Here is a 25,038-nt window from a genome sequence, read left to right as displayed (position 1 = left end):
GATTTCTTAACCCTACTCGAGGAATTATTAGATTCCTATCGTAGGGTTATGAGGGTTGTAGTTATGCCTGTGACGTCTATTGAGCCGCAAAGTAAGCATTTGCGTTTAAATATCAATGCCTTGTTGCTCTCGACCATCGTTTATTTTTGTGTGTTGGGTCTGTCATTCAAGGGTATAGGTGCGCTGGATGCCTTTCTGGTGAATCTAATCCTCGGAATTCTGGTCTTTGCGTTTGTGTTCTTTTTGTCGGTTGTCCACGGAATGTTTTCCTTGGAGGTAGATGAGTGGGCGCTGAGCGACAAGTGGACATCGGTGCTCACGTACGTCTGGAGCTTGTCCGTTTTTATTGCGCTTCTGGATCTTCTCATTTCCGAAGTCTTCAAGGGGCACCTTTTTATCGCGGGATTATTCGGTCAGGGTTTCGAGGTGCTTCATGCCTTGTCCTATTCGGTGGTCGCCGGTCTCGTTCTTTTGACTAAATCAGTGCTGCTCTTCAGGGGGAGCGGCGTGCGCTGGAAGGTGGTCCTCAGGGACCTCTCTGTTGCGACCGCTATCAATACGGTATTTTTCTATCTTATGGTCGAACGCCTCCCGGAATATTTTGAAACGGTTCTCAAATCATAATCCAATGCCATGTGCTGCCTATATTATGCAGGTGAGATTTGAGCGTTTGCACGGATCGATCCATGCACCGGATTCTGTTGCCTGCGGTTGTCATAAATTTGATGTTGGGAAATTCCGATCTTGCACACATTGACAAAAAAAGGGCAGAAAGGCGGCGCGGCGGCTCTTTTGGCTGCGACATATATGTTTCGATGCGTTTGTTGAACTAGACAAGCGTTTCGAAGGGTGCAAAAAGACAAGCCGCTTGACCGGTGCGGAGAGAGTGCCGTACCCGGTCCCCGTGAAGCCCGGCATGGTTCCGCCCTTCTTTTTCGAGAATGAGGGGCTCTCGAACGTGATGCGGGCTTTCGGTACAGGTTGAACAGGTTTCGAGAGGACGCGACCTTGGCATATACGGATCAGGCGGAACCTACCCGCCGGGATTTCCTCTACATTGCGACCGGCGCCATGGGCGTTGTGGGCGCTGGCGCGCTGGTATGGCCGTTCATCGACCAGATGAACCCGGATGCCTCCGCATTGGCTTTGGCTTCCATTGAAGTTGATGTGTCTGCCGTTGAAGAGGGGCAGTCAATTACAGTGAAATGGCGCGGGAAGCCGGTTTTCATCCGCAACCGTACCGAAACGGAAGTGGAAGAAGCCAAGTCTGTTCCGCTTGCCGATCTCAAGGACCCGCTGGCCCGGAACTCCAACCTACCGGCCACGGCCGAGGCGACCGACCCCAACCGCGGCGTCACCGGCAAGGAAAACTGGCTCGTCCAGGTCGGGATCTGCACCCACCTGGGTTGCGTGCCCATCGGCGATTCCGGTGACTTCGGCGGCTGGTTCTGCCCGTGTCACGGTTCTCACTATGATACCGCCGGCCGTATCCGCAAGGGCCCGGCTCCCGAGAATTTGCTGATTCCGCCGCTCGAGTTCGTCAGCGACTCGACGATCAAGATCGGCTAACGGCAAGATATTTCAGGAGACAGCCATGGCTGGACATTCAAACTATGTACCGCAGAGCGCCGCGGCAAAGTGGCTGGAAAGCCGCCTGCCGGTCATATCGCTCGTTCGCGGCTCTTTTGTCGATTTCCCGACCCCGAAGAACCTGAATTACTGGTGGACCTTCGGCGGTATCCTGTTTTTCGTGCTGATCGCGCAGATCATCACCGGCATCGTGCTGGTGATGCATTACACGCCGAACACGGGCCTGGCGTTCGACAGCGTCGAACACATCATGCGCGACGTGAATTTCGGCTGGATGCTGCGTTACCTGCACTCCAACGGCGCGTCGATGTTCTTCATCGCCGTCTACATCCATATCTTCCGGGGGCTCTACTACGGCTCCTACAAGGCGCCGCGCGAGATCTCCTGGATCCTCGGCGTGATCATCTTCCTGATCATGATGGGCACCGCCTTCATGGGCTACGTCCTGCCCTGGGGCCAGATGTCCTTCTGGGGTGCCACGGTGATCACCAACCTGTTCTCGGCGATCCCGCTGGTCGGCGATGCGATCCGCACCTGGCTGTGGGGCGGCTTTGCCGTCGACAATCCGACGCTGAACCGGTTCTTCTCGCTGCACTATCTGCTGCCGTTCATGATCTTCGGCGTGGTCATCCTGCATGTGTGGGCGTTCCACACGACGGGGAACAACAACCCGACCGGTGTGCAGCCCAAGACCAAGCAGGACACGATCCCGTTCCATCCCTACTACACGGTCAAGGATTTCTTCGCGATCGTGGTGTTCATGATCGCCTTCGCCTGGTTCGCCTTCTATGTGCCGAACTACATGGGGCATCCCGACAACTATATCGAGGCCAACCCGCTGGTGACCCCGGCGCATATCGTGCCTGAATGGTATTTCCTGCCCTTCTACGCGATCCTGCGCGCGATTCCGGACAAGCTCGGCGGCGTTGCAGCCATGTTCGGCGCGATCGCCATCCTGTTCGTGTTGCCGTGGCTGGATACCTCGAAGGTCCGCTCGGGCACCTACCGGCCGCTGTTCAAGCAGTTCTTCTGGATCTTTGCCCTGAACGCGGTGGCGCTCGGCTATCTCGGCGCGATGCCGGCGGAAGGAACCTATGTTCTGCTCGCCAGGATCTGCACCGCCTATTACTTCGCCCACTTCCTGATCATCCTGCCGATGCTCGGGTTCTTTGAAAAACCGCGGCCCGTGCCGACTTCCATATCCGAAGCGGTCCTGAAAAGCGGGTCCGGAAAACCGGCCGGTGCGGCAGCCGCACCGGAAACGAAGTAACCCGAACCGGATCAGGAGTTAGTTGAGACAATGAGCACCATGATCAAAATGGTTCGTTCCCTCGCTGCGGTGGCGGCTCTCGCCACTGCTGCCCCGGCCCTTGCCGCCGGTGACGCGCCGCATATCGAACGCGAGCAGTGGTCCTTCTCCGGACCTTTCGGTTTCTTCGATCGGGGCCAGCTGCAGCGCGGCTTCAAGGTCTACCGCGAGGTGTGTTCCTCCTGTCACGGCTTGCGTCAGGTCGCCTTCCGCAACCTGGCAGACGATGGCGGACCGAGCTTCACCGAGGATCAGGCGAAACAGATCGCGTCCGAATACACCGTGATGGACGGTCCGAATGAAGACGGCGACATGTATGAGCGGCCGGCGATACTGGCGGACAAGTTTCCGTCTCCGTTCCCGAACGAACAGGCCGCCCGTGCTTCCAACGGCGGCGCCTATCCACCTGATTTCTCCCTTCTGGCCAAGGCGCGTGCCGGACATCGCGGTTTTCCGTGGTTCGTCTTCGATGCCTTTACCCAGTACCAGGAGCAGGGCCCGGATTACATCTATGCCCTGCTGACCAGCTACCCGGAAGAAGCTCCGGCATGTATGGGCGATGACTTCGACGGTTACTACAACCCGAAATTCCTGGGCGGATCGGTGACCGCGGAAGAATGCGCGCATGAGCATCTGACCGGTGGCCCGATCGGCATGGCTCCGCCGCTTTCGGAAGAGATCGTCGAATACACCGACGGCACTCCGATGACGGTCGAGCAGTATGCCCACGACGTGGCCGCATTCATGATGTGGGCTGCAGAGCCGCATCTCGAAGAACGCAAGAAGATCGGTTTCCGCGTGATGGTCTTCCTGATCTTCTTCGCCGGCCTGCTCTACTTCACCAAGAAGAAGCTCTGGCGCAACGTCGATCATTGATCGAATGTAGCCTGACAGCATTAAGAAGCCGCCGGTTCCCGGCGGCTTTTTCTTTGGGTGACAATGGAAGGTGCCGGGTAGGTGAGATGCATTGGCCCCGGCCGGCCTTGACGCGATCGCGGGTCAACTGGAATAACCATTGCGGATGACCGGCAGCGCCCTTGGGCGGCGACCGGAAGGTCAGTCAATTTATCAGGAGCGGGCATGGCAGACGCAGTCTTGGGCATTATCGGCGGTTCCGGCATCTACGATTTGCCGGGTCTTGAAAATTCCGAGTGGATCAGCGTCGAGAGCCCCTGGGGAACACCTTCCGATCAGGTGCGGATCGGCACGGTGGACGGTCTGAAAGTCGTGTTCCTGCCGCGTCACGGCCGCGGTCATGTCTATTCGCCGACAAGCATCAACTACCGCGCCAATATCGACGTCATGAAGCGTTGCGGGGTGACGGACCTGCTGTCCGTGTCCGCCTGCGGATCGCTGAAGGAGAACCTGGGGCCGGGTACATTCGTGCTGGTGGATCAGTTCATCGACCGGACCATAGCGCGGGAAAAGAGCTTTTTCGGTACGGGCTGCGTCGCCCATGTCTCCATGGCGACGCCGGTCAGTCCGAAGCTGGTGGACGCGGTGGCGGCAGCCGCGGAAGCCGAAGACCTGGCCTATACGAAGGGCGGGACCTATCTTGCGATGGAAGGCCCGCAGTTTTCTTCCCTGGCAGAAAGCCAGCTGTACAGATCCTGGGGCTGCGACGTGATCGGCATGACCAACTTGCCGGAAGCCAAGCTCGCCCGCGAGGCGGAGATCTGTTACGCGACGGTGGCGATGGTCACCGACTATGACAGCTGGCATCCGGATCACGGCGAGGTGGACATCCAGGCGATCATCAGGGTGCTGCATGAAAACGCCGAAAACGCGCAGCGCCTCGTTGCCCGTGTTGCCCGTGACCTGCCCCGCGAACATCAATCCTGCCCGGCCGGGTCGGACACGGCGCTGGAATTTGCCATGATGACGGCGGCGGACAAGCGGGATCCGGCGCTGGTGGCCAAACTGGATGCTGTCGCCGGCCGCATACTCAACAAAGCCCCCTGAGGGGGGCGTCCCGCATGCCGGTGCGAAATGATTTCGGCCACCGGCGTAAACTTGTTATAAGCCACGGTCGGAACCCCAGTGCGTCTCGAAGCGGTCCCTTCCGGCCGGCTTGACCAGATCAACCTCAGGGCGCGTTCCGTTTGCCGGAACCGCACAGGAAAGAGAGCCCGATGAGCGAACAGACGATCCAGGATGAACTGATCTCGTCGATCCGTACGATCAAGGACTATCCGAGCGAAGGGATATTGTTTCGCGACATCACCACGCTGCTTGGCAATGCGCGGGCGTTCCGCCGGGCGGTAGACGCTCTTGTGCAGCCCTGGGCGGGGTCGAAGGTCGATCAGGTCGCCGGCATCGAGGCGCGCGGCTTCATTCTGGGCGGGGCGGTCGCTCATCAGGTGTCCGCCGGGTTCGTTCCCATCCGCAAGAAGGGAAAGCTGCCGCATGAGACCGTGCGCATCGCCTATTCCCTGGAATACGGCCTGGACGAGATGGAAATGCACAAGGACGCCATTCAACCGGGAGACCGGGTGATCGTCGTCGATGACCTGATTGCCACAGGCGGGACGGCGGAAGCGGCCTGCAAGTTGCTGCGGTCCATGGGCGCGAATATCGAGGCGGCCGTTTTCATCGTGGATCTGCCGGATCTGGGCGGGCGCAAGAAGCTGGAAGCGATGCATGTGCCCGTGCGCACCCTGGTGGAATTTCCGGGGCACTGAGCGCACATGCAGGGAGGAACCGGCGACGAGGGCGGAAAACCGGAGTTTTCGGAAGCGTTTCAGCGTGACTTCGAGACCCTTCTGAAGTGGCGTCGCGACGTGCGGCGCTTTCGCACTGATCCGCTGCCAGAAGGAATTCTCGACCATCTTCTCACCCTGGCAGACCTGGCACCTTCCGTCGGCAACAGTCAGCCCTGGCGAATCGTGATTGTCGACAGTCCTCAGAAGCGGGCACGGATCATCGCCTCCTTCGAGGCGGAAAACGAGGCTGCTGCGCGCCGGTATGAGGACGACAAGGGACGGCTTTACCGGCAGCTCAAGCTGGCCGGGCTGAAGGAAGCGCCTGTTCACCTGGCGGTTTTCTGCGACGATGCTCCGGCGCAGGGACACGGTCTGGGGCGGGCCACCATGCCGGAGACACTGGCCTATTCCACCGTCAGCATGATCCACACGTTCTGGCTGGCAGCGCGCGCGGAAGGGATCGGTGTCGGCTGGGTGTCGATCCTCGATCCGCAAGCGGTTGCGGGCATCCTTGAGGTTGACGCCGGCTGGCGGCTCGTGGCTTATCTATGCGTCGGTTTTCCGGAAGAAGAGCATATCGATCCGGAACTGGAGCGTGCGCAATGGCAATCGCGCAGCCCTCTGGAAACGCGGTTATTCCGCCGTTAGGGCAAATTGAGGTCCGCCGTCGGCGGATCGGCGGCCTGACCGGTCAAGAGCGAGCGACATTTGCTTTCATGTCTTTGCCACATGACAGCGGTCGACCTGGGAGCGTTCAATGCCTGTGATCATTCGACATACCGAAGACAGAGATCATGCCGATGTGCATCGGCTGCTCACGGAGCGCTGGACCGCCCCGGACATCATGCTCGACAACGAGATGCACGATGCCTCGCGTCTGCCCGGATATGTCGCCTATGACGGCGATGAGCTTGTCGGCCTCGTCACGCTGGTCAAGCGCGAGGGCGAGTGGGAGATCCTGACACTGGATTCGATCAAGCGCTGGGGCGGCGTGGGCAGTCAGCTGCTCGATGCGGTGATCAGCGAAGCCCGGTCGAAAAATGTCTCACGCCTCATCGTGCGCACCTCCAACGACAATCTGGATGCCTTTCGCTTCTATCAGCGGCGGGGATTCCGGCTGGAGCGAATCGGCCAGGGGGTCATCGACCGCGAGCGGGAGCTGAAGCCCGGCATTCCGCTGCGCGGCGACTATGGTATCGAAATCCACGACGAAGTGCTGTTCGCGCGCACGATCTGAGGCCGTCGGCCCGGATCCCGGGAGCTGAAACCCGGCCGGGCCTTGCCCGCACGGCCCGGGAAATCCGCGCGCATTTGCACTGCAGCACACAATAGGTATAATTGCCCAATCCCACGTTTATCGCTCTCTTGCGAGGGCGTCCTGCATTGTATTGACTCAGAATTCCTGAGGAGGAGGATTTATGCCTAAAGCCAGATCAATCGAAACGGCTGAGGAAATTTCAGATATTGCTTTCGGTTTCATGGGCTCAAAGGCATTGTTTTCTGCTCTCCATGTCGGTTTGTTTTCCATCCTTTCCGAAACGACTTTAACTCCGGAAGAGGTTGCCGAGAAAAGTCTTCTCGATCCAGATCGCGCCACGACGTTGCTGACGGCACTGACGAGCCTCGGCCTGGTGCGCCGGGACGGGAGCGGTTTCACCAATTCCCCGGCCGCGGAAGCCTTTCTCGTGAAGGGGCGCAAGTATGATTTCGGCGATTATCTGCGCTTCCAGATCGACAGGCAGATGTATCCGTTCATGACGCAGCTCAACGACGCGCTGACGGATACTCTCGACAAGGACCAGGTCGCCTCCTACGAGGACTGGTTCAGCGACCCGGAAGAGGCGCGGCTCTATTCACGCTCCCAGCATGCCGGGTCCCTCGGGCCGGGGCGCGGTCTTGCGAAGATGGTGGACCTGTCCGCCACGCGCAGGCTTCTGGATGTCGGCGGCGGAACCGGTGCGTTCTCGATATCCCTGTGCAAGGCCTATCCGCAACTGACGTCGACCATTCTGGATTTCCCGAATGTGGCCAGTGTCGGTGAGGAATTCATCGCGGAGGAGGGCCTCTCCGACCGGATTGCCTATCGGCCGGGCAACGCGCTCAAGGACCCGTGGCCGGACAGCGCGGACGCGGTTCTGATGTCCTATCTGTTCTCCGGGGTTCCCGGAACGGCGATTCCCGGCCTGGTGCGCAAGGCCGGCGAGGTTCTTGCCCCGGGTGGACGCTTCATGGTGCATGACTTCATGGTCGACGAAAACCGGGAGGGGCCGAAACTGGCTGCCCTCTGGCAGCTTCAGCACACGGCTTTCAACCCGGAAGCCCGCTCCATCACCAGCGCCTATGTGGCCGGGCTGATGGAGGGAGCCGGATTTGAGGTTGTCAGGACGGAAGTGATGATCCCGGGCATGACGATGCTCGTGCATGGCCGCAACCCGGCCTGAGACAGAGCCGGTCAGTCTCGCTGATATCAGCTTCTGCGCCGCTCCACGAAGACCGTTCCCTTGAAGGAAAACGCCAGCTTGCCGTCCTGATTGTGCGCCAGCATGTCGGAATGGACCAGACCCCATTGCGGGCGGCTGCGGCTTTCCGTCTTGCCGGTCACGACCCGGCTGTAGCGCAGGGTGTCTCCGGCAAAGACCGGCTTGATCCACCTGAGGTCCTCAAACCCCGGGGAGGGGCCGAGCCGGGCCGGTGTCCGTCCGGCCGCCAGTGCGGCGGCGTCCAGCGCCTCGTGGGTGGCGACCCACAGTTTCATGAAGACGGCGGCCGTGTGCCAGCCGGAGGCGCACAGGTGCCCGAAGTGGGTCCGGGCCGCGCCTTCCTCGCTCAGGTGAAAGGCTTGCGGATCGTATTTCTCCGCGAAGCGGATGATCTCCTCGCGCGAGAAGGTATGCTCCCCCAGCTCGAGCGTGTCACCGACCCGGATGTCATCGAAAAAGGCGGTCATGCGCTTGCCTCCCGTCTGGAGAAGAGGATCGCGTTTTCCCAGAAGAGCACGTCGGTTGCTGCCTGGTTCGTTGCGGTCACCTGCAGGGTGACGATGCCCAGGTCCGGTTTGCTGCGCAGGTCCTTCTTGTCCAGGACCACGGCCTTCGCCCTCAGGGTGTCGCCGGGAAAGACGGGCTGCTTCCAGGTCAGCTTGCTGATGCCCGGCGAGCCCATGCAGGTGGCCTTTGTCAGAAGGGCGGTCGCGAGCAGCCGCATGACAAGCGACCCGGTGTGCCAGCCGGAGGCCGCCAGTCCGCCCAGCAGCGAGGCCTTGCCGGCCTCCTCGTCCAGATGGAAGGGTTGCGGATCAAACTCGGTGGCGAATTCGATGATATCCTCCCTGGTGACGGTGAGGGCGCCGAGGTCGAATTCCTGACCCGGTCTGAAATCTTCGAAATGCATGAGGTCTGTCATTGGCGTCCGGATGGGTAAGGGTCCATTTGCAGGTGGTCGAGAAGTCTCGGAAGCTCAGACTTTCACATATTTGCGCCAGTCATGCTCTTCCCGGAACCCCAGAACTTCGCGGATCTTGCGGTTCGAGAACAGCGCCTCGTGTTCGCCGAGTTCCCGGCTGACAGGAACATTCGGAAAGAAGCGTTTCAGGATTTCCGTGTTCGGAATATCGACGGAATTGGTGTCGTTGCCGGCGTTGAAGACCTGATAGCCGAGGCCATCCTTTTCCAGGCACAGGTCGACGATCTGGCCGAGGTCGCGGGCGTCGATATAGCAGAAGATGTTCCGGCGCCGCTGGGCCGGATCCCTGAAGAAATCCGGGAAGCGGTCATATTCGTGCGGTTCGATGACATTGCCGATCCGGAGCGCGTAGATGTCGAAGCCGGAGCGCCGCTGGAAGGCGCGTGCCGTCTGTTCGTTGACCACCTTGGACAGGCCGTAGCTGTCCATGGGATTGAGGTCGTAGTCCTCCTCCACCGGCAGCACGTCTGGATCGGCGACGCCGTCCGCGAAGCACACCCCGTAGGTGGTTTCCGACGAGGCGATGACGATCTTGCGGATGCCCAGTTTCACCGCTGCCTCGATGACATTGTAGGTGCCGATCGCATTGACCTCGAAGGTCTTGTTGTCCGGGTGAATCAGAATGCGGGGAATGGCGGCGAAATGAACGACGGCATCGAAGGCGGGGACGCCGGTGCCCGGCTCCAGTTCGTCGAAATTGGCGTAGCTGGTCATCACGTTGAACATCTCGCCCGAACGGGTGATGTCGGCGGTGAGATTGTCGACGCCCGGATGGTCGAGCGGCTTGAGGTCGATATTGATCACCCGGTGGCCGCGGTCCAGCAGGTAGGGGACGACATGCCTGCCGGCCTTGCCTGTGCCGCCGGTGAACAGGATCCGTTTGCGCGTGCCCATCGGCTTCTCCCTCACGGTTCTGATTGATTTGCGCCCATCATGCTGAAAAAGCGACGGGATGCCAGCGCTTGATTATATCCCTTCAGGGAAATCACCTTTTCGGGTGATTGCGGACAGTCGTCACGCTGGCGGACCTTGCGGCAAAACCGGGGGTGTCTCTCCGTTGGCATTTCCGGCTTTGAACCGGCGCGCGCGGCAGGTCCCGGATCACGTCCGGGACAGCGCAAACCACGTTTGTTCCAGCAGCGCAGGGTTTTCCGCAGCCGCGGCGGAAACCGTCTTCACAGCGGCCAGAAGATCAGGATCGCCGGTATGGAGACCGCCAGGACGAGGATTTCCAGCGGCAGGCCGATGCGCCAGTAGTCGCCGAAGCGGTAGCCGCCGGGGCCCATGATAATGGTGTTGTTCTTGTGACCGATGGGGGTCAGGAACGCGCAGGAGGCGGCAACAGCGACGGACATCAGGAAGGGATCCGAGTTGACCTCGAGGGTCGTGGCGATCTGCACGGAAATCGGGGCTGCGATCAGGCAGGTGGCGACGTTATTGAGAAAATCCGACAGGGTCATGGTGACGACCATGAGCACGGCAAGGGTCACCCAGGCAGGGGCGCCGGCGGTGGTGGCGACAATTCCGTCGGCGATGAGCTGGGCGTTTCCGGCCTGTTCGAACGCCTGCCCGAGCGGGATGAGCGATCCGAGCAGGACGATCACCTTCCACTCGACCGCGTTGTAGACCTCCGAACCGCTGACAAGCCCGGTGGCGGCATAGAGCACGACGCAGGCAGCCAGGGCGACGGGCAGATAGGCAATGCCGGCCACGGCGGCGGCGATGGCGACAACGAAGCCGGCAATGGCCAGCCAGGTCTTGTTGCGCTGGATCATGCCGGTCTGGCGACCCTCCAGCGGCAGAACGCCCAGCCAGGAGCAGGCCTCTTCCAGACGGTCCGGTCTGCCGAGCATCAGGAGGACATCGCCCGGGCGGATCGGCTCGTGGCGGACACGTTTCTGAATGCGCCGTCCCTGACGGGAAATGCCGAGCAGGGTGACGCTGTGATTGTTCAGCAGCCGCATGTTGAGCGCCGAGCGCCCGGCGATGCGGGCATTGTCCGGAACGATGGCCTCGATGAGCGACAGGGCGTCGCCGGTGAGGCCGCCCTTGTGCCGTTCCGATCCGGCGAATCCGAGTTTCGCCGCGCCCATGAAGCTTTCGATGGCCTTGGGATCGCCTTCGACCACCAGGAAGTCGCCGTCCTTGACCGGTTCGCGGCGTGCGAAACCCTTGATGCGGCGGCCGTTGCGGATCAGGCCGATGATGGCGACGTCCTTCTCTTCCGCGGAAGGGTAGAGATCGCCGACGGTGAGGGCCTTGTCTTCGGAAGCCGTGCTGACCTTCAGTTCGGCCACATAGAGACTTTCCGCGAAATCCGCGGATTTTTCCTCCGTCCGGAAGCGTTTCGGCAGGAGACGCCAGCCGACCAGGGTGACGAAGGCGATGCCGCTGACGGCGACGGCCAGCCCTACGGGAGCGAAGTCGAACATGGAAAAGGGTGCGCCGAGGGCATCGGAGCGGTACTGGGCGATCACGATGTTCGGGGGCGTGCCGATCAGGGTGATCATGCCGCCGAGGATGGTGGCGAAGGACAGGGGCATGAGCGAGAGGCCGGCGGAGCGGCCGGCCTTCCTGGCCGCTTCCAGGTCGAGGGGCATCAGAAGGGCCAGGGCGGCGACATTGTTGATGATGCCGGACAGGGCCGCGCCGAAGACGGCCATCAGGCCGATATGGCCGGACAGGCCGCGCGATGCCGACAGGAGGCGTCCGGCGATCATTTCGACGGCGCCCGAATTCATCAGGCCTTTCGAAACAATCAGCACCAGGGCGATGATGACCACCGCCGGATGCCCGAAACCCGAGAAGATCCGGTCCGAGGGAACGAGACCGAGAAAGGCCCCGGCGATCAGGGCGGCGAAGGCGATCAGGTCAAATCGGATACGACCCCAGACCAGCAGGGCGAAGACGAGGCCGAACAGGACAAAAAGGGCGGTCTGGTCGAATGTCACGGACAGGACTCCGTTGGAGGGTGCCGACTTCGGCAAGAGATCGGCACGGGTTCGTCAGACCATGACCGAAGATTGGCCCCAAGACCAGCCATCGATCCGGTTTGCTCCCCATCTGTCCGGCTTCAGCGGCGGCCATATGCGGACCAACGCGTTCGACGCCGTCCGGTTCCATGCCGACGGGGCAAGAACACAATAAGCCCGCCGGAAAACCGGCGGGCTTATTGCTTTGTGTGCTTGCCTGCTGAAAAGGAGGTCTAGACCACCTTGACGGAGAGGCCGGGCAGGTCCGCGATCGTGACCTCCAGAACGTCGCCGCGGGCGACCGGTCCGACGCCTGCCGGTGTGCCGGTGAGAATGACGTCGCCGGGGGCCAGCTCGAAATAATCCGAAAGATAGGAGATCATTTCGGGAACCTTCCAGATCATCTGGTTGAGATCACCGTCCTGCTTGACCTCGCCGTTCTGGGTCAGCCGGATCGGGCCGGTGTCCTTCGGGCCGCATGCATCTGCCGGAACGAGAGGCGTGATCGGAGCCGATTGTTCGAACGCCTTGCCGATTTCCCACGGCCGGCCCATCTTCTTGGCAATGCCCTGCAGGTCGCGACGGGTCATGTCGAGGGACGTGGCGTAGCCGTAGACATGATCAAGGGCGTCGTCGACGCTGATGTTGGTGCCGCCCGATTTGAGGGCCACGGCCAGCTCGGCTTCGAAGTGGACGTCTTCCGTTTTCTCCGGATAGGGAAATTCGTCGGAGACGACGAGGTTGTTCGGGTTCTTCTGAAAAAAGAAGGGGGGCTCCTTGTCCGGGTCGTGTCCCATCTCGACGGCATGGGCCGCATAATTCCGGCCGATGCAGTAAACTCTTCGAACCGGAAACCGCTTGTCGGTTCCCTTCACGGGCAATGTAGCGGGTTGTGGCGGCTCGATCACAAACTCAGACATTCAACACCTCTGCTTTTTCGGGTCTGCGTTGGCGGAGACCCTTACCGATTTTCAGACCAATCACAACCAATTTTTTTATTTTCGATTTTTTCTTGCAAAGCGGCAATGATTCGGGATTAATCAGTATATTGATCGGAAAATTGGTTGATCAATTTGCTGATTGATGGCTGGTTTTGAACGAAAGGAAATGGTTGGTGCTCATCCGTCCGGAAACGGCAAGCCGCGGTGAAGCGGTGGGAGTCCTCAAGGATTTCATCGCAGAAAACAGCTTCGCGCCGGGGGACCGGTTGCCGGCGGAACGGGAACTTATCGGCCGTCTGGGCATGACGCGCAGCAGTCTGCGCAAGGCGCTGGACAGTCTCGAGCACGAAGGCGTCATCTGGCGGCATGTCGGCAAGGGGACGTTCATCGCCGGTCAGGACGACAGGCTCGATATCGGCGCCCTGACGGACATCGGCCACCAGATCACACCGGTCAAGATGATGCGGGCACGGCAATGCATCGAAGCGGTGATCGCGCGGGAGGCAGCGATCAACGCATCCAGGCAGGCAGTCAGGAACATCATCCAGATCAAGGACCGGGCCAGGGCGGCGCCGACCTGGTGGGACTATGAGACCCAGGACGATCTGTTTCATTACGCGATCGCCGAGGCCACGGACAACATGTTGCTGATTGCCCTGTTCGATCAGCTCAACAAGGTTCGCCGGGCCGTGGCGGTCAGTACGGTCATCCGCGAGACCACGCGTCCGCCGGAGAACCATACAAGTTTTGCGGAACACGACCGGATTGGCGCGGCGATCGAAGCGCGCGATCCAAAGGGTGCGCATGATGCCATGTGGCAGCACATCAGTTCCGTTTCGGCACGTCTGTTCGAGGAGATGTGAAGACACGTTTTTCCGGGTGACCCGACCGAGCCGAAGAAGCCGGAGGATCGTCAGGAACAATCGGACCCGCGGGGTCCACATTCGGGAGGAGAACCATGAAAACATTCTTGCGTAAACTGGGAATGGCCGCAGCGTCCATTCCGCTTGCCTTTGCTCTGCTGGCTAGTCCGGCCGAGGCTGCCGGCAAGATCAAGATCGCCCTGGCGGAAACCCCTTCGGACGAGCTTGCCGCCTTCTTCGTTGCCCTCGACCGGGCAAAGGCCAACGGCCTCGATTACGAATGGACCGCTTTCTCCGATGAGGAGCTTGCCATCCAGGCGGTGTTGAGCGGCCAGATGGATATCGGCTTCGGCACGCCCTACGCGGCGATGCAGCGCTCCAAGGCGCCGATCCGCATCGTGTTTCAGCTTTCCAAGCTGAAGTTCTTTCCGGTTACATCGAAGAAATACAGCAAGCTGGAAGATCTGGACGGCCAACCGATCATGCTGCACTCACGCGGCGGCGGTACGGATTCCATCGCCAATGTGATCGAGGACAGAGCCGGCATCAAGTTCGGCGACCGCTCCTATGTGCCCGGCTCGTCGAACCGGGTTGCGGCGCTCATGGCCGGCCAGACCGATGCGACGATCATCGATCTGTCCAACAAGAACAAGGTCATGAAAATCGCCGGGGAGAAGTTCAACGTCCTGCCGATGTTCGAAGTCGAGGCCAGCGACGAAGCGCTCTTCGCCAATCTGGACTGGATCAAGAACAACGAGGAAGACGTGGGGATCTTCGTCAACGCCCTGCTCAGCGTCTGGCAGGACATGGCCGATGATCCGACGATCATTGCAAGGGAAACCGATCCGGAGGGGCCGATCGGCCAGCTTCCGCCGGAAATTCTCGGCAATCTCGACGAGTTTTACACTGCTGCAGTCGAGGGCGGGCTCTACGACCGCAATGGCGGCGGGGAAAAGGCGGCGCTTGCCGACTTTGACTGGTACTCGCGCGCCGGACAGCTGGAGGGGGATCCCTCGACGCTGAATGTTGAGGACTTCTGGTACCTCAAGCCGCTCAAGGACGCGGCGAAATAAGCTGCTTCGACGGCCGCCGGCCTGACCGGCGGCCACCTTTTCCGTTCCAGCGAAATCAGGAATGTGGCCTATGAAGCGCCGTTCCCTCTGGCTCAAGATCATATCCGCGGCGGTCCTTTTCGGGGCCTGGCAAATCGCAGGGATGATCCCGGTCAGCTATGCCTTTCCAACCTTTTTCGAATCCATGGCAGCCCTTGTCCGCATGGCCTTCGACGGCACATTGCTCATGGCCTATATCGAAACGCTCCGCCCCCTGGTGGTCGGCGTGGGGATCTCCGCCGTCCTGGGGATCGGCCTCGGTCTGTGGATCGGGCTGAGTGCCCGGTTCGACTGGCTGTTCTCGCCGATCTTCATCGTCATGCAGGCCGCCCCGCTGGCAGCGCTCATCCCGCTGCTTGTCATGGCCTACGGCATCGGACTGACCTCGAAGGTCTTTGTCGTGTGCATCATGGCGATGCCGGTCATCGTCCTCAACACGGCCAGCGCGGTGCGCAATACCCCGGCCTCCCTGAAGGAAATGGGCCGCTCCTTTCTGGCCTCGGACAGGATGATCATGCTCAGGATCATCATACCGGCCGCATCGCCGGTGATCTTCAGCGGCCTCAGGCTGGGTGTTTCCGCCGGCTTCATCGGGGCGGTTCTGGCCGAACTCAAGATTACGCCGACCGGTGTCGGCGACATAATCACCTACAGCCGCTCGATCGCAGATTATCCCGCCATGTATGCGGCAATCTTCTCCATCATCCTTCTGGCCGTCCTGTTCCTGAACTTCCTGGAGCGGCTTGAAGTGTATCTCTTTGAAGGAAATGTCCGTGGTTATGCCTCAGATTAAAGAAGCCGTGAATGTGACCGACATGCCTCAATCAGACAATGCGGTCGTCGCCCGGAAGGTTTCCAAGACCTACGGGGATGTCGAGGCACTGCGAGAGCTCTCGCTGGAATTTCCGCGCGGTCAGCTCACCTCCCTGCTCGGGCCCTCGGGCTGTGGCAAGACGACCCTGCTCAAGATCATCGCGGGGCTCCTGAAGCCGAATTCGGGCGAGATCGAAGTCAACGGCAAGCCTGTCACAGGTCCTGGTCCGGATCGTGCCTTCGTCTTCCAGGATTTCGCCCTGATGCCCTGGGCGAATGTGCTGCGCAATGTGGCCTTCGGTCTGGAACTGCGCGGCGTGGCCAAGTCCGAACGGGAGGCCGTCGCCGAGAAGTATATCGCCGAGGTCGGTCTTGCGGGGTTCGAGAAAAGCTATCCGCATCAGCTTTCCGGCGGTATGCGCCAGCGCGTCGGCCTGGCCCGCGCCCTGTCGGTCGATGCGGATGTGCTGCTTATGGACGAGCCGTTCTCAGCGGTCGATGAACAGACCCGGCGCAAGTTTCAGGAAGATCTCCTGAACCTAGTGCAGCACGAGAACAAGACCTTCATTTTCGTCACCCACTCGATCGAGGAAGCGGTCTATGTGTCCGACCAGATCGCGATCCTGCTGCCGCGTCCCAGCCGGGTGTCGGAGATCATCCGCCCGACGGACCTGCGGCACAAGAATGTCGACAACATCCGCCGGGACCCGGAATATCTGGATATCGTCGACAGCATCTGGGCTTCCCTGCGCAGCTATGTGGAATAGGAGAGAGACATGACGCTCTTCGGATACCGTCTTCCGGCCATGTCCTCGCTGATCCTCTGGGCCCTGGTCTGGGAAATCGTCGGGCAGCTGGATCTGACGTTCTTCGTCCCGCCCCTGTCGGAAGTCCTCGTGACGCTGACATCCGTGATCGGCACGGCGCCTTTCCTGAAGGCGCTGTCGGAGACGGCCCAGGCGTTCGCCGCCGGGGTCGCGGCTGCCGTGCTGATCGGCATTCCGGTCGGCATCCTGATGGGCAAGAGCCGGCTCATCGACGAGTTGCTTCTGCCCTGGGTGAACATGTTCCTGAGCGCGCCGCTCACCGCGCTTGTTCCAGTGCTGATGGTGCTGTTCGGGTTCGGCATGAAGTCGATCATCATCACGACGACGCTCTTCGCCATCTGGATCATCATCCTGAACGCGCGGGCGGGGGTGCTGCAGATCAACCGCTCGCTGGTGGAAATGGCGCACAGCTATGGCGCCAACCCGCTGCAGGCCTTCTACAAGATCTATTTCTGGGCGGCTCTGCCGGAAATCCTCGGCGGGGTGCGCATCGGCGTGATCCGCGCGGTCAAGGGCGTGATCATCGGTCAGTTGCTGATCTCGATCGTCGGCTTCGGCGCGCTGTTCGAGCTCTATGCCAACAACTTCCTGATGGCGCATTTCTGGGCGGTGCTGATCGTGCTCTTCGCCCTGGCGTTCTCGGTCTCGGAGTTTCTGGCCTATCTGGAGCGGCGGGTGTCCTACTACGCGGCCAGCCGCTGAGGGCAGGGCCCGGTCAGTCGTCGTCCAGGTCTTCCGTGTTCGGCATGAACAGGACAACAAGGAAGGTCACAGCACCCGCCGCAACAAGATAGAAGGCGGGTGCAAGCTGAAGATGGGTCTTGTCTATCAGGTAGGTCGCCACCAGCGGCGCGGTGCCGCCAAAGACTGCCAGGGGAATGTTGTAGCCAAGCGAGTAGCCGGTCACCCGGATCGCCCTGGGGAACTGGGCGATCATTGCGGTCATCAATGGCGCGAAAAAGAAGGCCAGAATGATGGTCAGGCCGAGCTGACCGGCAACCACCATGACCGTGTCGGGATGGTGCAGCAGCCAGAACATCGGCCAGGCCAGGATCGCCACGCCGCCCGAACCGAACAGCATCAGCGCTTTTCGGTTCGTGCGGTCCGCGAGATAGCCGACGCAGGGCAGTATCAGCATGAAAACCACCATGACGCCGGTGTTGATCGTCAGGGCACGGCTTTCCGTCAGCTTGCTGTAATCGACCAGATAAGACGTCAGAAAGACAAATGTGAGGTAAAAACCCACACCGTTGAGGATGTTGCAGGCGATGGTCCTCAGGAGAGCGGGTGTATGATTTTGGAGGACCTCACGTACCGGCATGCTGACCGGATCGTGGGGCGAAGGCGGCAGGTCCGTCTCGTCGAGGTTGCTGCGGCTACGGATCATGAACCCCGTCAGACCGACCAGGAGACCGAAGGCAAAGGGAATGCGCCACCCCCAGGTGCCCAACGCGTCCGCCGGCAGCAGGCCGGTTGCCAGGGCCGCGACACCGGATCCCAGCAGAATGCCGAAGACCGCGCCTACCAGGGCCCATGAGACGATGAAACTCCGGCGTTGCCTCGGTGCGATTTCATAAAGATAGACGGACGAGCCGGTATATTCCCCTCCAACGGACAGCCCCTGCAGAAGCCGGAGGAGCGTGAGGGCGATCGGCGCGCCGATGCCGATGGTCTCATATGTGGGAAGAAACGCGATCAGGGTGGTCGGTATGGCCATCAGGGCGACGGACAGCAGCAAGGCGCGGCTGCGTCCCGCCCTGTCAGCGATATGCCCCAGCAGCAGGCTGCCGATGGGGCGCATCAGAAATCCGGCGGCGAAAATGCCGAATGTACTGATAAGGCTTACGGTCGGATTGCTGTTGGGAAAGAATTGCTGCGCGAGTATCGGGGCGAGATATCCGTAAACGGCGAAGTCGTACCATTCGAGGGTGTTGCCGACGGTGCCGGCAACGATCTTTCTGGTATTCGAATTGCCCGCAGCCATGTCATTTCCCCGAAGAGGTTCGTTCTGCCCGGGGGGAATTTAGTCGGTAACCCTTTACCGTTCGTTTCGAAGGGAAACGTGGCGGAGCCGGCTTGCGGGAAGCCGGCTCCATGTTCTTCGTTTCTCAGCAGGCCGTCGCCGTGCGCGCCGGCTGGTGGGCGGTTCAGGTGTTGAACTTGAACAGCAGGATATCGCCGTCCTTGACGACGTATTCCTTGCCTTCGTCGCGCGCCTTGCCGGCTTCCTTGGCGGCGGTTTCGCCGCCGAGGCCGACATAATCGTCATAGGCGATGGTCTGGGCCCGGATGAAGCCGCGTTCGAAGTCCGTGTGGATCACGCCCGCCGCACCCGGTGCCTTGGTGCCATCGGTAATGGTCCAGGCGCGGGTTTCCTTCGGGCCGGCGGTGAAATAGGTGATCAGGCCGAGCAGGTCGTAGCCGGCGCGGATCAGCCGGTCGAGGCCGGGCTCTTCCAGGCCGATGGTTTCCAGGAACTCTTCCTGTTCCTCGTTATTGAGCTGCGAGATCTCCGCTTCGATGGCTGCGGAGATCACGACGGCCGCCGCACCTTCCTCCCTGGCCCTTGCGGCAACCTTCTCCGAAAGGGCATTGCCGGTCGCCGCCGAGGCTTCATCCACATTGCAGACATAGAGAACCGGTTTGGAAGTCAGAAGGTTCAGGCCCTTGAGCATCCGTTCTTCTTCCGCGTCGGCGACCTGCAGCATGCGTGCGGGCTTGCCGTCCTGCAGCAGCGCAAGGGCGCCTTCCATGATCGGCAGAAGCGCCTTGGCTTCCTTGTCTCCGCCGGTTGCCTTCTTCTTCAGCGGCGCTATGCGGCGCTCCAGGCTCTCCATGTCGGAGACCATGAGCTCGGTTTCCACCGTTTCGGCGTCGGCCAGCGGATCGATGGCACCTTCGACATGGGTGATGTCGTCATCCTCGAAACAGCGCAGCACATGGGCGATGGCATCGACTTCCCGGATGTTGGCCAGGAACTGGTTGCCGAGACCTTCCCCCTTGGAGGCGCCGCGCACCAGACCGGCAATGTCCACGAAGGTTATGCGGGTCGGGATGACCTCCTTGGAGCCGGCGACCTTGCGGACTTCGTAGAGGCGCGGATCGGGAACCGCGACTTCGCCGGTGTTCGGCTCGATGGTGCAGAAGGGATAATTGGCAGCCTGGGCCGCTGCGGTCTTGGTGAGCGCATTGAAGAGCGTGGACTTGCCGACATTCGGCAGTCCGACGATGCCGCACTGGAAACCCATGGGAGTTCGCTTTCGGTTCGTGTCTTGAAACTGTTGCAGCGCTACATGCCCGAGCACACCGGGCAGGTCAAGGCTTTGCGGGCGCGGGCGCGCATCAAGCGGCCCCGATCGCCGGCAATTCGCAGGTTGCGGCCCCACGGCAGGTCAATGGGCCGCATGGGGTCTTTTTTCGCGGGCGCGATTGGCTATACTTTGCCCTTATTTCAGGATGTGTTGTTTCGGGAATTTTATCGGGATGGTCTTCTCATTTCTGACTGCCGCCTTCCGGCTCTTCCGGCGTGGCGGTTTTCGTCCGGCAGTGCTTCTCGTGATGCTGGCAGCAGGCGTCGCGGGAGCCCCCGAAGCCGCAAGGGCCCAGCCATTCGATCCCCGGAGCCTGACAGGTCTCGGCGGAGACCAGCCCATCGATCCGGCCCGGCTGGAGGGCACGTCACCTGTCGAGGTCACCCGGGCCTATATTCCCGATGCGATAGATCTGTCGCCCCTGATGCCTCCGCCGGTGATGCAGCGTTACGGAAGCTGCGTCTCCTATGCCATCGGTTATGCGCTGCGGGGCTATTATTCGGCCCTGGAGAACGGGACGCCGCCGGGGCAGGTGAATTTCACGCCCAGTCCTGCCTTCCTTCATTCGCGGATACGCAATCCGGCGACGAGCTGCAACGACGCGGGCAGCAACGCGCTGCTGGCGCTGAGCTATTTCAAGGGCAATGGCGCGCCGGACCGCGATGCCATCCCGGACAGTGCGATCTGCAGCGATACGGTCGAGCATGCAACCACCGCCCCCAGCCGGTTCCGTATTCTCGGTTTCGACTTCATCTTCGCCAAGGGCCGGCGGCGGAACCAGGCGGACAACCGGGTGCTGGACGCGATCAAGCAGCAATTGGCGGCGGGCAACCCGGTTGCGGTCGGGTTCCGGACCCGGCGCGTCGTGCCGTCGGCGGAACACCCGGACGGATCGACCCTCCAGTATCTGAAGGCCGGAGAGATCTACCAGGGATCGCACGGGCCGAATGCAGGCCCGTATGGCGGTCATCAGATGGTGCTCGTCGGCTATGACGAACGGCGTCAGGCCTTTCTGGTTCAGAACTCCTGGGGACCTTACTGGGCGGGAGACGGTTACGGCTGGATCAGCTATGCCGCAGCGAAGGCGGATATGCATAACGCGTCCATCATGCGTACCAGTGTCGTGCCTCCCCGGCCGGTTCCCGGGATGACGCGCTCTGACCGGGGAAATGAGGTGGCTTTTGCCGATGACGGTTGCAGCCAGCTGCATGTGGTGGACGAACTGCCGGATGTCGGACCCGTCCTGAACGGCTTCGTGAGCAGTCGCAAGGCGCTCGGGGCACTTGCGTCGCACTATGCGCCCGCACAGATCCGCGACGTCGAGATCCGTCCCTGGCCGGTCTGCGAGGTCCTGAAAACGCTGGACAGGCCCCTGGCGGAGCCGTCACGTCCGGAAATCCGCATGCTCGGGGGCGAGACAACGCTCTCCTACGGCGACTCCCTTGCCTTTCAGGTGCGCGCCCCCGATTTCGCTTCCTTTCTCTATATCGTCTATCTTCAGGCGGATGGCACGGTGGTCAACCTGCTGCCCCGCAGAGGTCCGGTCCGGCAGCAGGCGGAGTTCGGGGAACGATTCATTTACGGGGACGGCCGCCGGGGCCGCCAGAAATTCACGGTGCAGCCGCCTGCCGGAGCCGAGGCGGTCGTGGTGATCGCCGCGCGCAGCCCGATCTCGCAGCTCGAGAATCTGGAGGGCGACGGTGGCGGACAGTTCATCATGCCGGCCAGCGCGGAAAGCGGCAGCGTGGCGGACGACAGATATTTCCTGACGGCACTGAGAGCGGGCATGGCCGAACGCCCGGACGAGACACGTCTCGGGCGCGAAATCTCGGCAGACGTGCTTCACCTGACGATCCGGGAATAACACAGGGGTGGTTTCATGAGTTTTTCAAATATGATCCGACGGATGCTCGTGCAACCGGTCCTGGCCGCCGGCATGTTGCTGGTCCTGGTGTTTCCGGCAAGCGTTGTGGCGCAGACGGTGACGAGCGAGGAGATCGTTCGGGCATTGCTGCCGGAGGATGGCGGCTCCAGGGTGCGGTCCTTCCGCAAGAAGGAACCGCATCCCTACCGGGGGATCAACATCCAGGGGGAACTGCCGCCGGAAGTGGAGTTGCCGCGGATCAATCTGACGGTCAATTTCGAGTTCGATTCCGCTTCGCTCACCAACGACGGTATCCTGACCCTGCAGGCGCTGGGCGTGGCCCTGCAGGACCCGCGTCTGAAGAACATGCGGTTCCAGATTGCCGGGCATACGGACCTGCGCGGCTCCTATCAGTACAATATCAGCCTGTCCCAGCGCCGGGCGCGAACGGTCGCCGAATTTCTGGCCGCTTTCTTCGGCATCCCCCGCCAGCAGCTCTATCCGGTCGGCTATGGAGAAAGCCGCCCGGTCGATCCGTACAATCCCGCCAGCGGGCGGAACCGGCGCGTCGAGATCATCAACGTCGCCCCCCTGTCGTAACCGGGGACGGTCGGATCCTCTCCGGGGAGGAGACGGGTGCGGGGACAGGTTCGGGTCTGGCCTTCAGCCGGAAGGGGCTGGTGTGCATTGCGCCGGGCGGACGGTTCGTCAGCCCTTGTCGCCACCGAGCAGCCGCTTCAGCATGTCGGCCATGGGTCCGGATTTTGGCGGGGTGACCGGCTTTGGCTGACGGGCCTGACGGATGTGGCTTTGTCCCTTGGGTTTCGCGGACTTTGCCGTGTCCTCGCCTTCGGCGACCTTCGGTTTGCGCCGGGCCTTTTCCGGTTCCAGAGCCAGGGTCAGCTTGTTGGCGAACTGGCTGTCCTTGCCTTCGGCCAGAAGATCCGCGTGATCGGCGATTTCCGCCAGGAGCGGTTCGAGCCATTCCCGATCCGCCTTGGCAAAATCGCCCAGAACGTAGTTGGAGACCAGCTTCTTGTCACCCGGATGGCCGATGCCGAGGCGCAGGCGACGGTAGTCGGCGCCGATATGCGCGGTGATCGACCGGAGGCCGTTGTGGCCGCCATGGCCTCCGCCTGTCTTCATGCGGAATTTCGCCGGCGGCAGGTCGAGCTCGTCATAGAGCACGACAATGTCTTCCGGAGCGATCTTGTAGAAGCGCATGGCTTCGCCGACGGCGCGTCCGGATTCGTTCATGAAGGTATTCGGCTTGAGCAGGAGAACCTTTTCCGATCCGAGGCGGCCCTCGGACACCTGTCCCTGAAACCGCATGCGCCAGGGCTGGAAGCCGGGATGGCGGCGATGGATCTCATCGACGGCCATGAAGCCGATATTGTGCCGGTTGCCTTCGTATCTGGCACCCGGATTGCCAAGGCCGACGATCAGTTTCATGGCACGCCTTTCAAGAACCGTCTTGAAACGAAAAAGCAGCCGGAGCGGCTGCTGAAAAGAGGTCTCCGAGGAGGAGAGGAGGCAGCGAACTGCCTCCCGCATTCATATGGCAGCAGACCGCGGTTTTATTCGCCGGACTCTTCTGCAGCTTCTTCAGAAGCCTCGTCGTCGGTTTCCTGAACGCCTGCCGGTGCGGCGATCGTCGCGATGGTGAAGTCGCGATCGGTGATCGTCGGATGGCAGCCTTCCGGCAGGTCAACTGCGGAAATGTGCAGACTGTCGCCCGGCTGGGCCTTCTGCAGATCGATTTCCAGAGCTTCCGGAATGTTGTCGGCCGGAACGGTCATTTCAACCGTGTGGCGCACGACGTTCAGAACGCCACCCTTCTTGATGCCCGGGCAGCTTTCCTCGTTCAGGAAGCGTACCGGCAGGTCGACGGTCAGGGTTGCGCCCTTGGACACGCGCAGGAAATCCACATGCAGGACGGTGTCACGCACCGGGTGCAGCTGAAAATCCTTGGCAATGACCTGATGCTTTTCGCCGTCAACATCGACAACGCCGATATGGGTCAGGAAGCCGCCCTTCTGCAGGGTGAGAGTGGTTTCCTTCAGCGAAATGGTGATCGGCAGGGCAGATTTCTTGTCGCCGTAGATCACGGCAGGTAGAAGGCCTTCGCGACGCAGTTGCCGTGCGGCCCCCTTGCCCACCCGGTCCCGTGCCGACGCCTTCAGCTCATAGCTGGCAGCCATGGCAAAACTCCTTGAGTGTATGATAACGGACCGGCGAAGCACCGTGTGGTCTGTGAAAGACTTCAGATGTCCGGAATCGATCCAGAAGCGCCTCCTCCAGGGGTGCAGGCGCGAGCGGGCGTATAGCGGAAAAACCGGCGGGACGCAAGGGCTGGTGGCGTTTGACGGCAATCGGATGATGAATGAGACCATCCGCGCTGATCAGGCCGCAGCCGGCCTCAGCGCCTTGCGGGTGGCAGGCTGCGCGCGAAACGGCTCGGCATTATACCAAAGACAGTTGATCGGGACTCATTTGACCGGCTTTGGAGGGGCTTCGGCAACGCGCCTGACCGGCAAGCGGGAAGGATCCATCGAATGGGTTCCGATCAATTGTCTTAGGTATTAGCCCTCAAGCCGCTTCGCCGTGTCTTCCGAATAGCCCGACTCGGCCTTTCTGGCGAAGGCGGTGCGCCAGGGGGAGGCGAGTTCGGCAAGCTCCGACAGCGCTCTGGCCACAGCCGGGTCGAGCCCTGTGTTGAATCTCGCAAGAATGACGTCCCGCAGCGTCCAGTCGGGGCAGGGTCTGCCGGACAGGCTGATCCGGTCGCCTGCCTGAAACCGGCCGGGTTCCAGGACCCTGAAGTACCAGCCGGTCATGCCGGTTTTCTGGAAAGCGGCCGCCTGCGCGGGATTGCCGGTGTGCATGTTCAGTTTCCAGCAGGGCTGTCTGCCCTGGGAAATCTGCACCCTGGCGGTTCCGAGATCGAAGATGTCGCCGATGCACAGGTCTTCTTCGCTGAAGCCTTCGCAGGAAATGTTCTCGCCGAATCCGCCGGGCCGGTACATCTGGGCGTGTTCCGGGAAAACGCCGCGCCAATGGGCATAATGTTCGCTCGGATAGATGTGCAGGGCCTTGTCCGGACCGCCGTGAACCGCAAGGTCGGCCTGCCGGTCGCCGATGATGCCGGTTTCCGTCACCTCGACCCGGTCCCCGGTCGGGGACTTGCGGATTGCGGAGGGATCGCGTCCGTCCCAGAGGCTTTCCGGCTGTCCGGTATACACACCGACTATCTCGGCACCCGTGGTCATTTC

At 61.3% G+C, this 25,038-nt stretch carries 26 protein-coding genes; 16 read left to right on the top strand and 10 right to left on the bottom strand.

Going from position 1 to position 25,038, the window contains the following annotated elements; genetic code table 11:
- The 9 genes from DCO57_RS18030 to DCO57_RS17990 form a co-directional block, all read left to right on the top strand.
- A partial coding sequence (locus DCO57_RS18030) for a hypothetical protein (protein WP_205756206.1) occupies nt 1-624 on the top strand: 624 nt, incomplete at its 5' end.
- A gap of 384 nt (nt 625-1,008) precedes the next feature.
- Nucleotides 1,009-1,569, top strand: a complete 561-nt coding sequence (gene petA, locus DCO57_RS18025) for a ubiquinol-cytochrome c reductase iron-sulfur subunit (RefSeq protein WP_116700299.1) — start codon at nt 1,009-1,011, stop codon at nt 1,567-1,569.
- Nucleotides 1,570-1,594: 25 nt separating this feature from the next.
- Nucleotides 1,595-2,860 (top strand): cytochrome b/b6, encoded by a 1,266-nt coding sequence (locus tag DCO57_RS18020; RefSeq protein WP_116700298.1) that lies wholly within the window; start codon nt 1,595-1,597, stop codon nt 2,858-2,860.
- Between the two features lie 30 nt (nt 2,861-2,890).
- Nucleotides 2,891-3,775 (top strand): cytochrome c1, encoded by an 885-nt coding sequence (locus DCO57_RS18015; RefSeq protein WP_116700297.1) that lies wholly within the window; start codon nt 2,891-2,893, stop codon nt 3,773-3,775.
- Between the two features lie 204 nt (nt 3,776-3,979).
- Entirely contained in the window at nt 3,980-4,861 is an 882-nt protein-coding gene (locus tag DCO57_RS18010; RefSeq protein ID WP_116700296.1) for an S-methyl-5'-thioadenosine phosphorylase, read from the top strand.
- Nucleotides 4,862-5,031: 170 nt separating this feature from the next.
- Nucleotides 5,032-5,580: an adenine phosphoribosyltransferase gene (locus tag DCO57_RS18005; protein WP_116700295.1), complete on the top strand. Its 549-nt coding sequence runs from the start codon at nt 5,032-5,034 to the stop codon at nt 5,578-5,580.
- Between the two features lie 6 nt (nt 5,581-5,586).
- Nucleotides 5,587-6,249, top strand: a complete 663-nt coding sequence (bluB, locus tag DCO57_RS18000) for a 5,6-dimethylbenzimidazole synthase (RefSeq protein ID WP_116700294.1) — start codon at nt 5,587-5,589, stop codon at nt 6,247-6,249.
- A gap of 109 nt (nt 6,250-6,358) precedes the next feature.
- On the top strand, nt 6,359-6,838 hold the full coding sequence (locus tag DCO57_RS17995; protein WP_116700293.1) for a GNAT family N-acetyltransferase: 480 nt from the start codon (nt 6,359-6,361) through the stop codon (nt 6,836-6,838).
- A gap of 181 nt (nt 6,839-7,019) precedes the next feature.
- Entirely contained in the window at nt 7,020-8,042 is a 1,023-nt protein-coding gene (locus DCO57_RS17990; protein ID WP_116700292.1) for a methyltransferase, read from the top strand.
- Between the two features lie 26 nt (nt 8,043-8,068).
- Here the strand turns inward: DCO57_RS17990 and DCO57_RS17985 are convergent, their stop codons facing one another.
- The 5 genes from DCO57_RS17985 to DCO57_RS17965 all read right to left on the bottom strand — a co-directional run bounded on the left by DCO57_RS17985 (nt 8,069) and on the right by DCO57_RS17965 (nt 12,955).
- Nucleotides 8,069-8,548 (bottom strand): MaoC family dehydratase, encoded by a 480-nt coding sequence (locus DCO57_RS17985; RefSeq protein WP_116700291.1) that lies wholly within the window; start codon nt 8,546-8,548, stop codon nt 8,069-8,071.
- Complete coding sequence (locus DCO57_RS17980) at nt 8,545-9,003, bottom strand: MaoC family dehydratase (RefSeq protein WP_116700290.1); 459 nt, start codon at nt 9,001-9,003, stop codon at nt 8,545-8,547. Before DCO57_RS17980 ends, DCO57_RS17985 begins: the two co-directional genes overlap by 4 nt.
- Nucleotides 9,004-9,057: 54 nt before the next feature.
- Nucleotides 9,058-9,957: an NAD(P)-dependent oxidoreductase gene (locus tag DCO57_RS17975; protein ID WP_116700289.1), complete on the bottom strand. Its 900-nt coding sequence runs from the start codon at nt 9,955-9,957 to the stop codon at nt 9,058-9,060.
- Nucleotides 9,958-10,238: 281 nt separating this feature from the next.
- Nucleotides 10,239-12,014 (bottom strand): SLC13 family permease, encoded by a 1,776-nt coding sequence (locus DCO57_RS17970; RefSeq protein ID WP_116700310.1) that lies wholly within the window; start codon nt 12,012-12,014, stop codon nt 10,239-10,241.
- A gap of 254 nt (nt 12,015-12,268) precedes the next feature.
- The gene (locus DCO57_RS17965; RefSeq protein ID WP_116700288.1) at nt 12,269-12,955 is read right to left on the bottom strand and encodes a fumarylacetoacetate hydrolase family protein; all 687 of its coding nucleotides are present in this window, start codon (nt 12,953-12,955) and stop codon (nt 12,269-12,271) included.
- Nucleotides 12,956-13,149: 194 nt separating this feature from the next.
- Here DCO57_RS17965 and DCO57_RS17960 point away from each other — a divergent pair, with 194 nt between their 5' ends.
- From DCO57_RS17960 to DCO57_RS17940, 5 genes are all read left to right on the top strand, one after another.
- The gene (locus DCO57_RS17960) at nt 13,150-13,839 is read left to right on the top strand and encodes an FCD domain-containing protein (RefSeq protein WP_116700309.1); all 690 of its coding nucleotides are present in this window, start codon (nt 13,150-13,152) and stop codon (nt 13,837-13,839) included.
- Between the two features lie 95 nt (nt 13,840-13,934).
- Nucleotides 13,935-14,912, top strand: a complete 978-nt coding sequence (locus tag DCO57_RS17955; protein ID WP_205756205.1) for an ABC transporter substrate-binding protein — start codon at nt 13,935-13,937, stop codon at nt 14,910-14,912.
- Nucleotides 14,913-14,982: 70 nt separating this feature from the next.
- Nucleotides 14,983-15,744 (top strand): ABC transporter permease subunit, encoded by a 762-nt coding sequence (locus tag DCO57_RS17950; RefSeq protein WP_116700286.1) that lies wholly within the window; start codon nt 14,983-14,985, stop codon nt 15,742-15,744.
- A gap of 22 nt (nt 15,745-15,766) precedes the next feature.
- Nucleotides 15,767-16,531 (top strand): ABC transporter ATP-binding protein, encoded by a 765-nt coding sequence (locus tag DCO57_RS17945; protein ID WP_244287969.1) that lies wholly within the window; start codon nt 15,767-15,769, stop codon nt 16,529-16,531.
- Between the two features lie 9 nt (nt 16,532-16,540).
- Entirely contained in the window at nt 16,541-17,293 is a 753-nt protein-coding gene (locus DCO57_RS17940; RefSeq protein WP_116700284.1) for an ABC transporter permease subunit, read from the top strand.
- Nucleotides 17,294-17,306: 13 nt separating this feature from the next.
- Here the strand turns inward: DCO57_RS17940 and DCO57_RS17935 are convergent, their stop codons facing one another.
- Both DCO57_RS17935 and ychF read right to left on the bottom strand, forming a co-directional pair.
- Nucleotides 17,307-18,575 carry an MFS transporter gene (locus DCO57_RS17935; RefSeq protein ID WP_116700283.1) on the bottom strand — a complete coding sequence of 423 codons (1,269 nt, stop codon included), beginning with the start codon at nt 18,573-18,575 and terminating at the stop codon, nt 17,307-17,309.
- A gap of 163 nt (nt 18,576-18,738) precedes the next feature.
- Nucleotides 18,739-19,839 carry a redox-regulated ATPase YchF gene (gene ychF, locus DCO57_RS17930; protein ID WP_116700282.1) on the bottom strand — a complete coding sequence of 367 codons (1,101 nt, stop codon included), beginning with the start codon at nt 19,837-19,839 and terminating at the stop codon, nt 18,739-18,741.
- 235 nt (nt 19,840-20,074) lie between these two features.
- Here ychF and DCO57_RS17925 point away from each other — a divergent pair, with 235 nt between their 5' ends.
- Entirely contained in the window at nt 20,075-21,766 is a 1,692-nt protein-coding gene (locus DCO57_RS17925; protein WP_165814782.1) for a DUF4384 domain-containing protein, read from the top strand.
- Between the two features lie 15 nt (nt 21,767-21,781).
- A complete protein-coding gene (locus DCO57_RS17920; protein ID WP_116700280.1) occupies nt 21,782-22,366 on the top strand; it encodes an OmpA family protein in 585 nt (194 codons plus the stop codon).
- A gap of 108 nt (nt 22,367-22,474) precedes the next feature.
- On the opposite strand, the gene pth is transcribed toward DCO57_RS17920, so the two are convergent.
- The 3 genes from pth to DCO57_RS17900 form a co-directional block, all read right to left on the bottom strand.
- Nucleotides 22,475-23,218 carry an aminoacyl-tRNA hydrolase gene (pth, locus tag DCO57_RS17915; RefSeq protein ID WP_116700308.1) on the bottom strand — a complete coding sequence of 248 codons (744 nt, stop codon included), beginning with the start codon at nt 23,216-23,218 and terminating at the stop codon, nt 22,475-22,477.
- 125 nt (nt 23,219-23,343) lie between these two features.
- Nucleotides 23,344-23,967, bottom strand: coding sequence for a 50S ribosomal protein L25/general stress protein Ctc (locus DCO57_RS17910; RefSeq protein ID WP_116700279.1), 624 nt, complete (start codon nt 23,965-23,967; stop codon nt 23,344-23,346).
- Nucleotides 23,968-24,348: 381 nt separating this feature from the next.
- Nucleotides 24,349-25,035, bottom strand: a complete 687-nt coding sequence (locus tag DCO57_RS17900; protein WP_116700277.1) for an MOSC domain-containing protein — start codon at nt 25,033-25,035, stop codon at nt 24,349-24,351.
- Nucleotides 25,036-25,038 lie beyond the last annotated feature (3 nt).

Origin of the sequence: Labrenzia sp. 011, from assembly GCF_003075075.1 — a bacterium.
In the GTDB taxonomy this organism is placed as follows: Bacteria; Pseudomonadota; Alphaproteobacteria; order Rhizobiales; family Stappiaceae; genus Roseibium.
Note: the sequence above shows the minus strand (reverse complement) of the source record. Positions and strands in the feature narration are given on the sequence as shown.

Bases quoted from the DNA above. Each gene is read 5' to 3' on its own strand.
- DCO57_RS18015 (WP_116700297.1), top strand. From the start codon at position 2,891: ATGAGCACCATGATCAAAATGGTTCGTTCCCTCGCTGCGGTGGCGGCT.
- ychF (WP_116700282.1), bottom strand. From the start codon at position 19,839: ATGGGTTTCCAGTGCGGCATCGTCGGACTGCCGAATGTCGGCAAGTCC.
- DCO57_RS17980 (WP_116700290.1), bottom strand. From the start codon at position 9,003: ATGACAGACCTCATGCATTTCGAAGATTTCAGACCGGGTCAGGAATTC.
- DCO57_RS17900 (WP_116700277.1), bottom strand. From the start codon at position 25,035: ATGACCACGGGTGCCGAGATAGTCGGTGTGTATACCGGACAGCCGGAA.
- DCO57_RS17945 (WP_244287969.1), top strand. From the start codon at position 15,767: ATGCCTCAATCAGACAATGCGGTCGTCGCCCGGAAGGTTTCCAAGACC.
- DCO57_RS17925 (WP_165814782.1), top strand. From the start codon at position 20,075: ATGGTCTTCTCATTTCTGACTGCCGCCTTCCGGCTCTTCCGGCGTGGC.
- DCO57_RS17990 (WP_116700292.1), top strand. From the start codon at position 7,020: ATGCCTAAAGCCAGATCAATCGAAACGGCTGAGGAAATTTCAGATATT.
- DCO57_RS17950 (WP_116700286.1), top strand. From the start codon at position 14,983: ATGAAGCGCCGTTCCCTCTGGCTCAAGATCATATCCGCGGCGGTCCTT.
- DCO57_RS17965 (WP_116700288.1), bottom strand. From the start codon at position 12,955: ATGTCTGAGTTTGTGATCGAGCCGCCACAACCCGCTACATTGCCCGTG.
- DCO57_RS17975 (WP_116700289.1), bottom strand. From the start codon at position 9,957: ATGGGCACGCGCAAACGGATCCTGTTCACCGGCGGCACAGGCAAGGCC.
- pth (WP_116700308.1), bottom strand. From the start codon at position 23,218: ATGAAACTGATCGTCGGCCTTGGCAATCCGGGTGCCAGATACGAAGGC.
- bluB (WP_116700294.1), top strand. From the start codon at position 5,587: ATGCAGGGAGGAACCGGCGACGAGGGCGGAAAACCGGAGTTTTCGGAA.
- DCO57_RS17920 (WP_116700280.1), top strand. From the start codon at position 21,782: ATGAGTTTTTCAAATATGATCCGACGGATGCTCGTGCAACCGGTCCTG.
- DCO57_RS17995 (WP_116700293.1), top strand. From the start codon at position 6,359: ATGCCTGTGATCATTCGACATACCGAAGACAGAGATCATGCCGATGTG.
- DCO57_RS17940 (WP_116700284.1), top strand. From the start codon at position 16,541: ATGACGCTCTTCGGATACCGTCTTCCGGCCATGTCCTCGCTGATCCTC.
- DCO57_RS17910 (WP_116700279.1), bottom strand. From the start codon at position 23,967: ATGGCTGCCAGCTATGAGCTGAAGGCGTCGGCACGGGACCGGGTGGGC.
- DCO57_RS18005 (WP_116700295.1), top strand. From the start codon at position 5,032: ATGAGCGAACAGACGATCCAGGATGAACTGATCTCGTCGATCCGTACG.
- DCO57_RS18010 (WP_116700296.1), top strand. From the start codon at position 3,980: ATGGCAGACGCAGTCTTGGGCATTATCGGCGGTTCCGGCATCTACGAT.
- DCO57_RS17985 (WP_116700291.1), bottom strand. From the start codon at position 8,548: ATGACCGCCTTTTTCGATGACATCCGGGTCGGTGACACGCTCGAGCTG.
- DCO57_RS17935 (WP_116700283.1), bottom strand. From the start codon at position 18,575: ATGGCTGCGGGCAATTCGAATACCAGAAAGATCGTTGCCGGCACCGTC.
- DCO57_RS17955 (WP_205756205.1), top strand. From the start codon at position 13,935: ATGAAAACATTCTTGCGTAAACTGGGAATGGCCGCAGCGTCCATTCCG.
- DCO57_RS18020 (WP_116700298.1), top strand. From the start codon at position 1,595: ATGGCTGGACATTCAAACTATGTACCGCAGAGCGCCGCGGCAAAGTGG.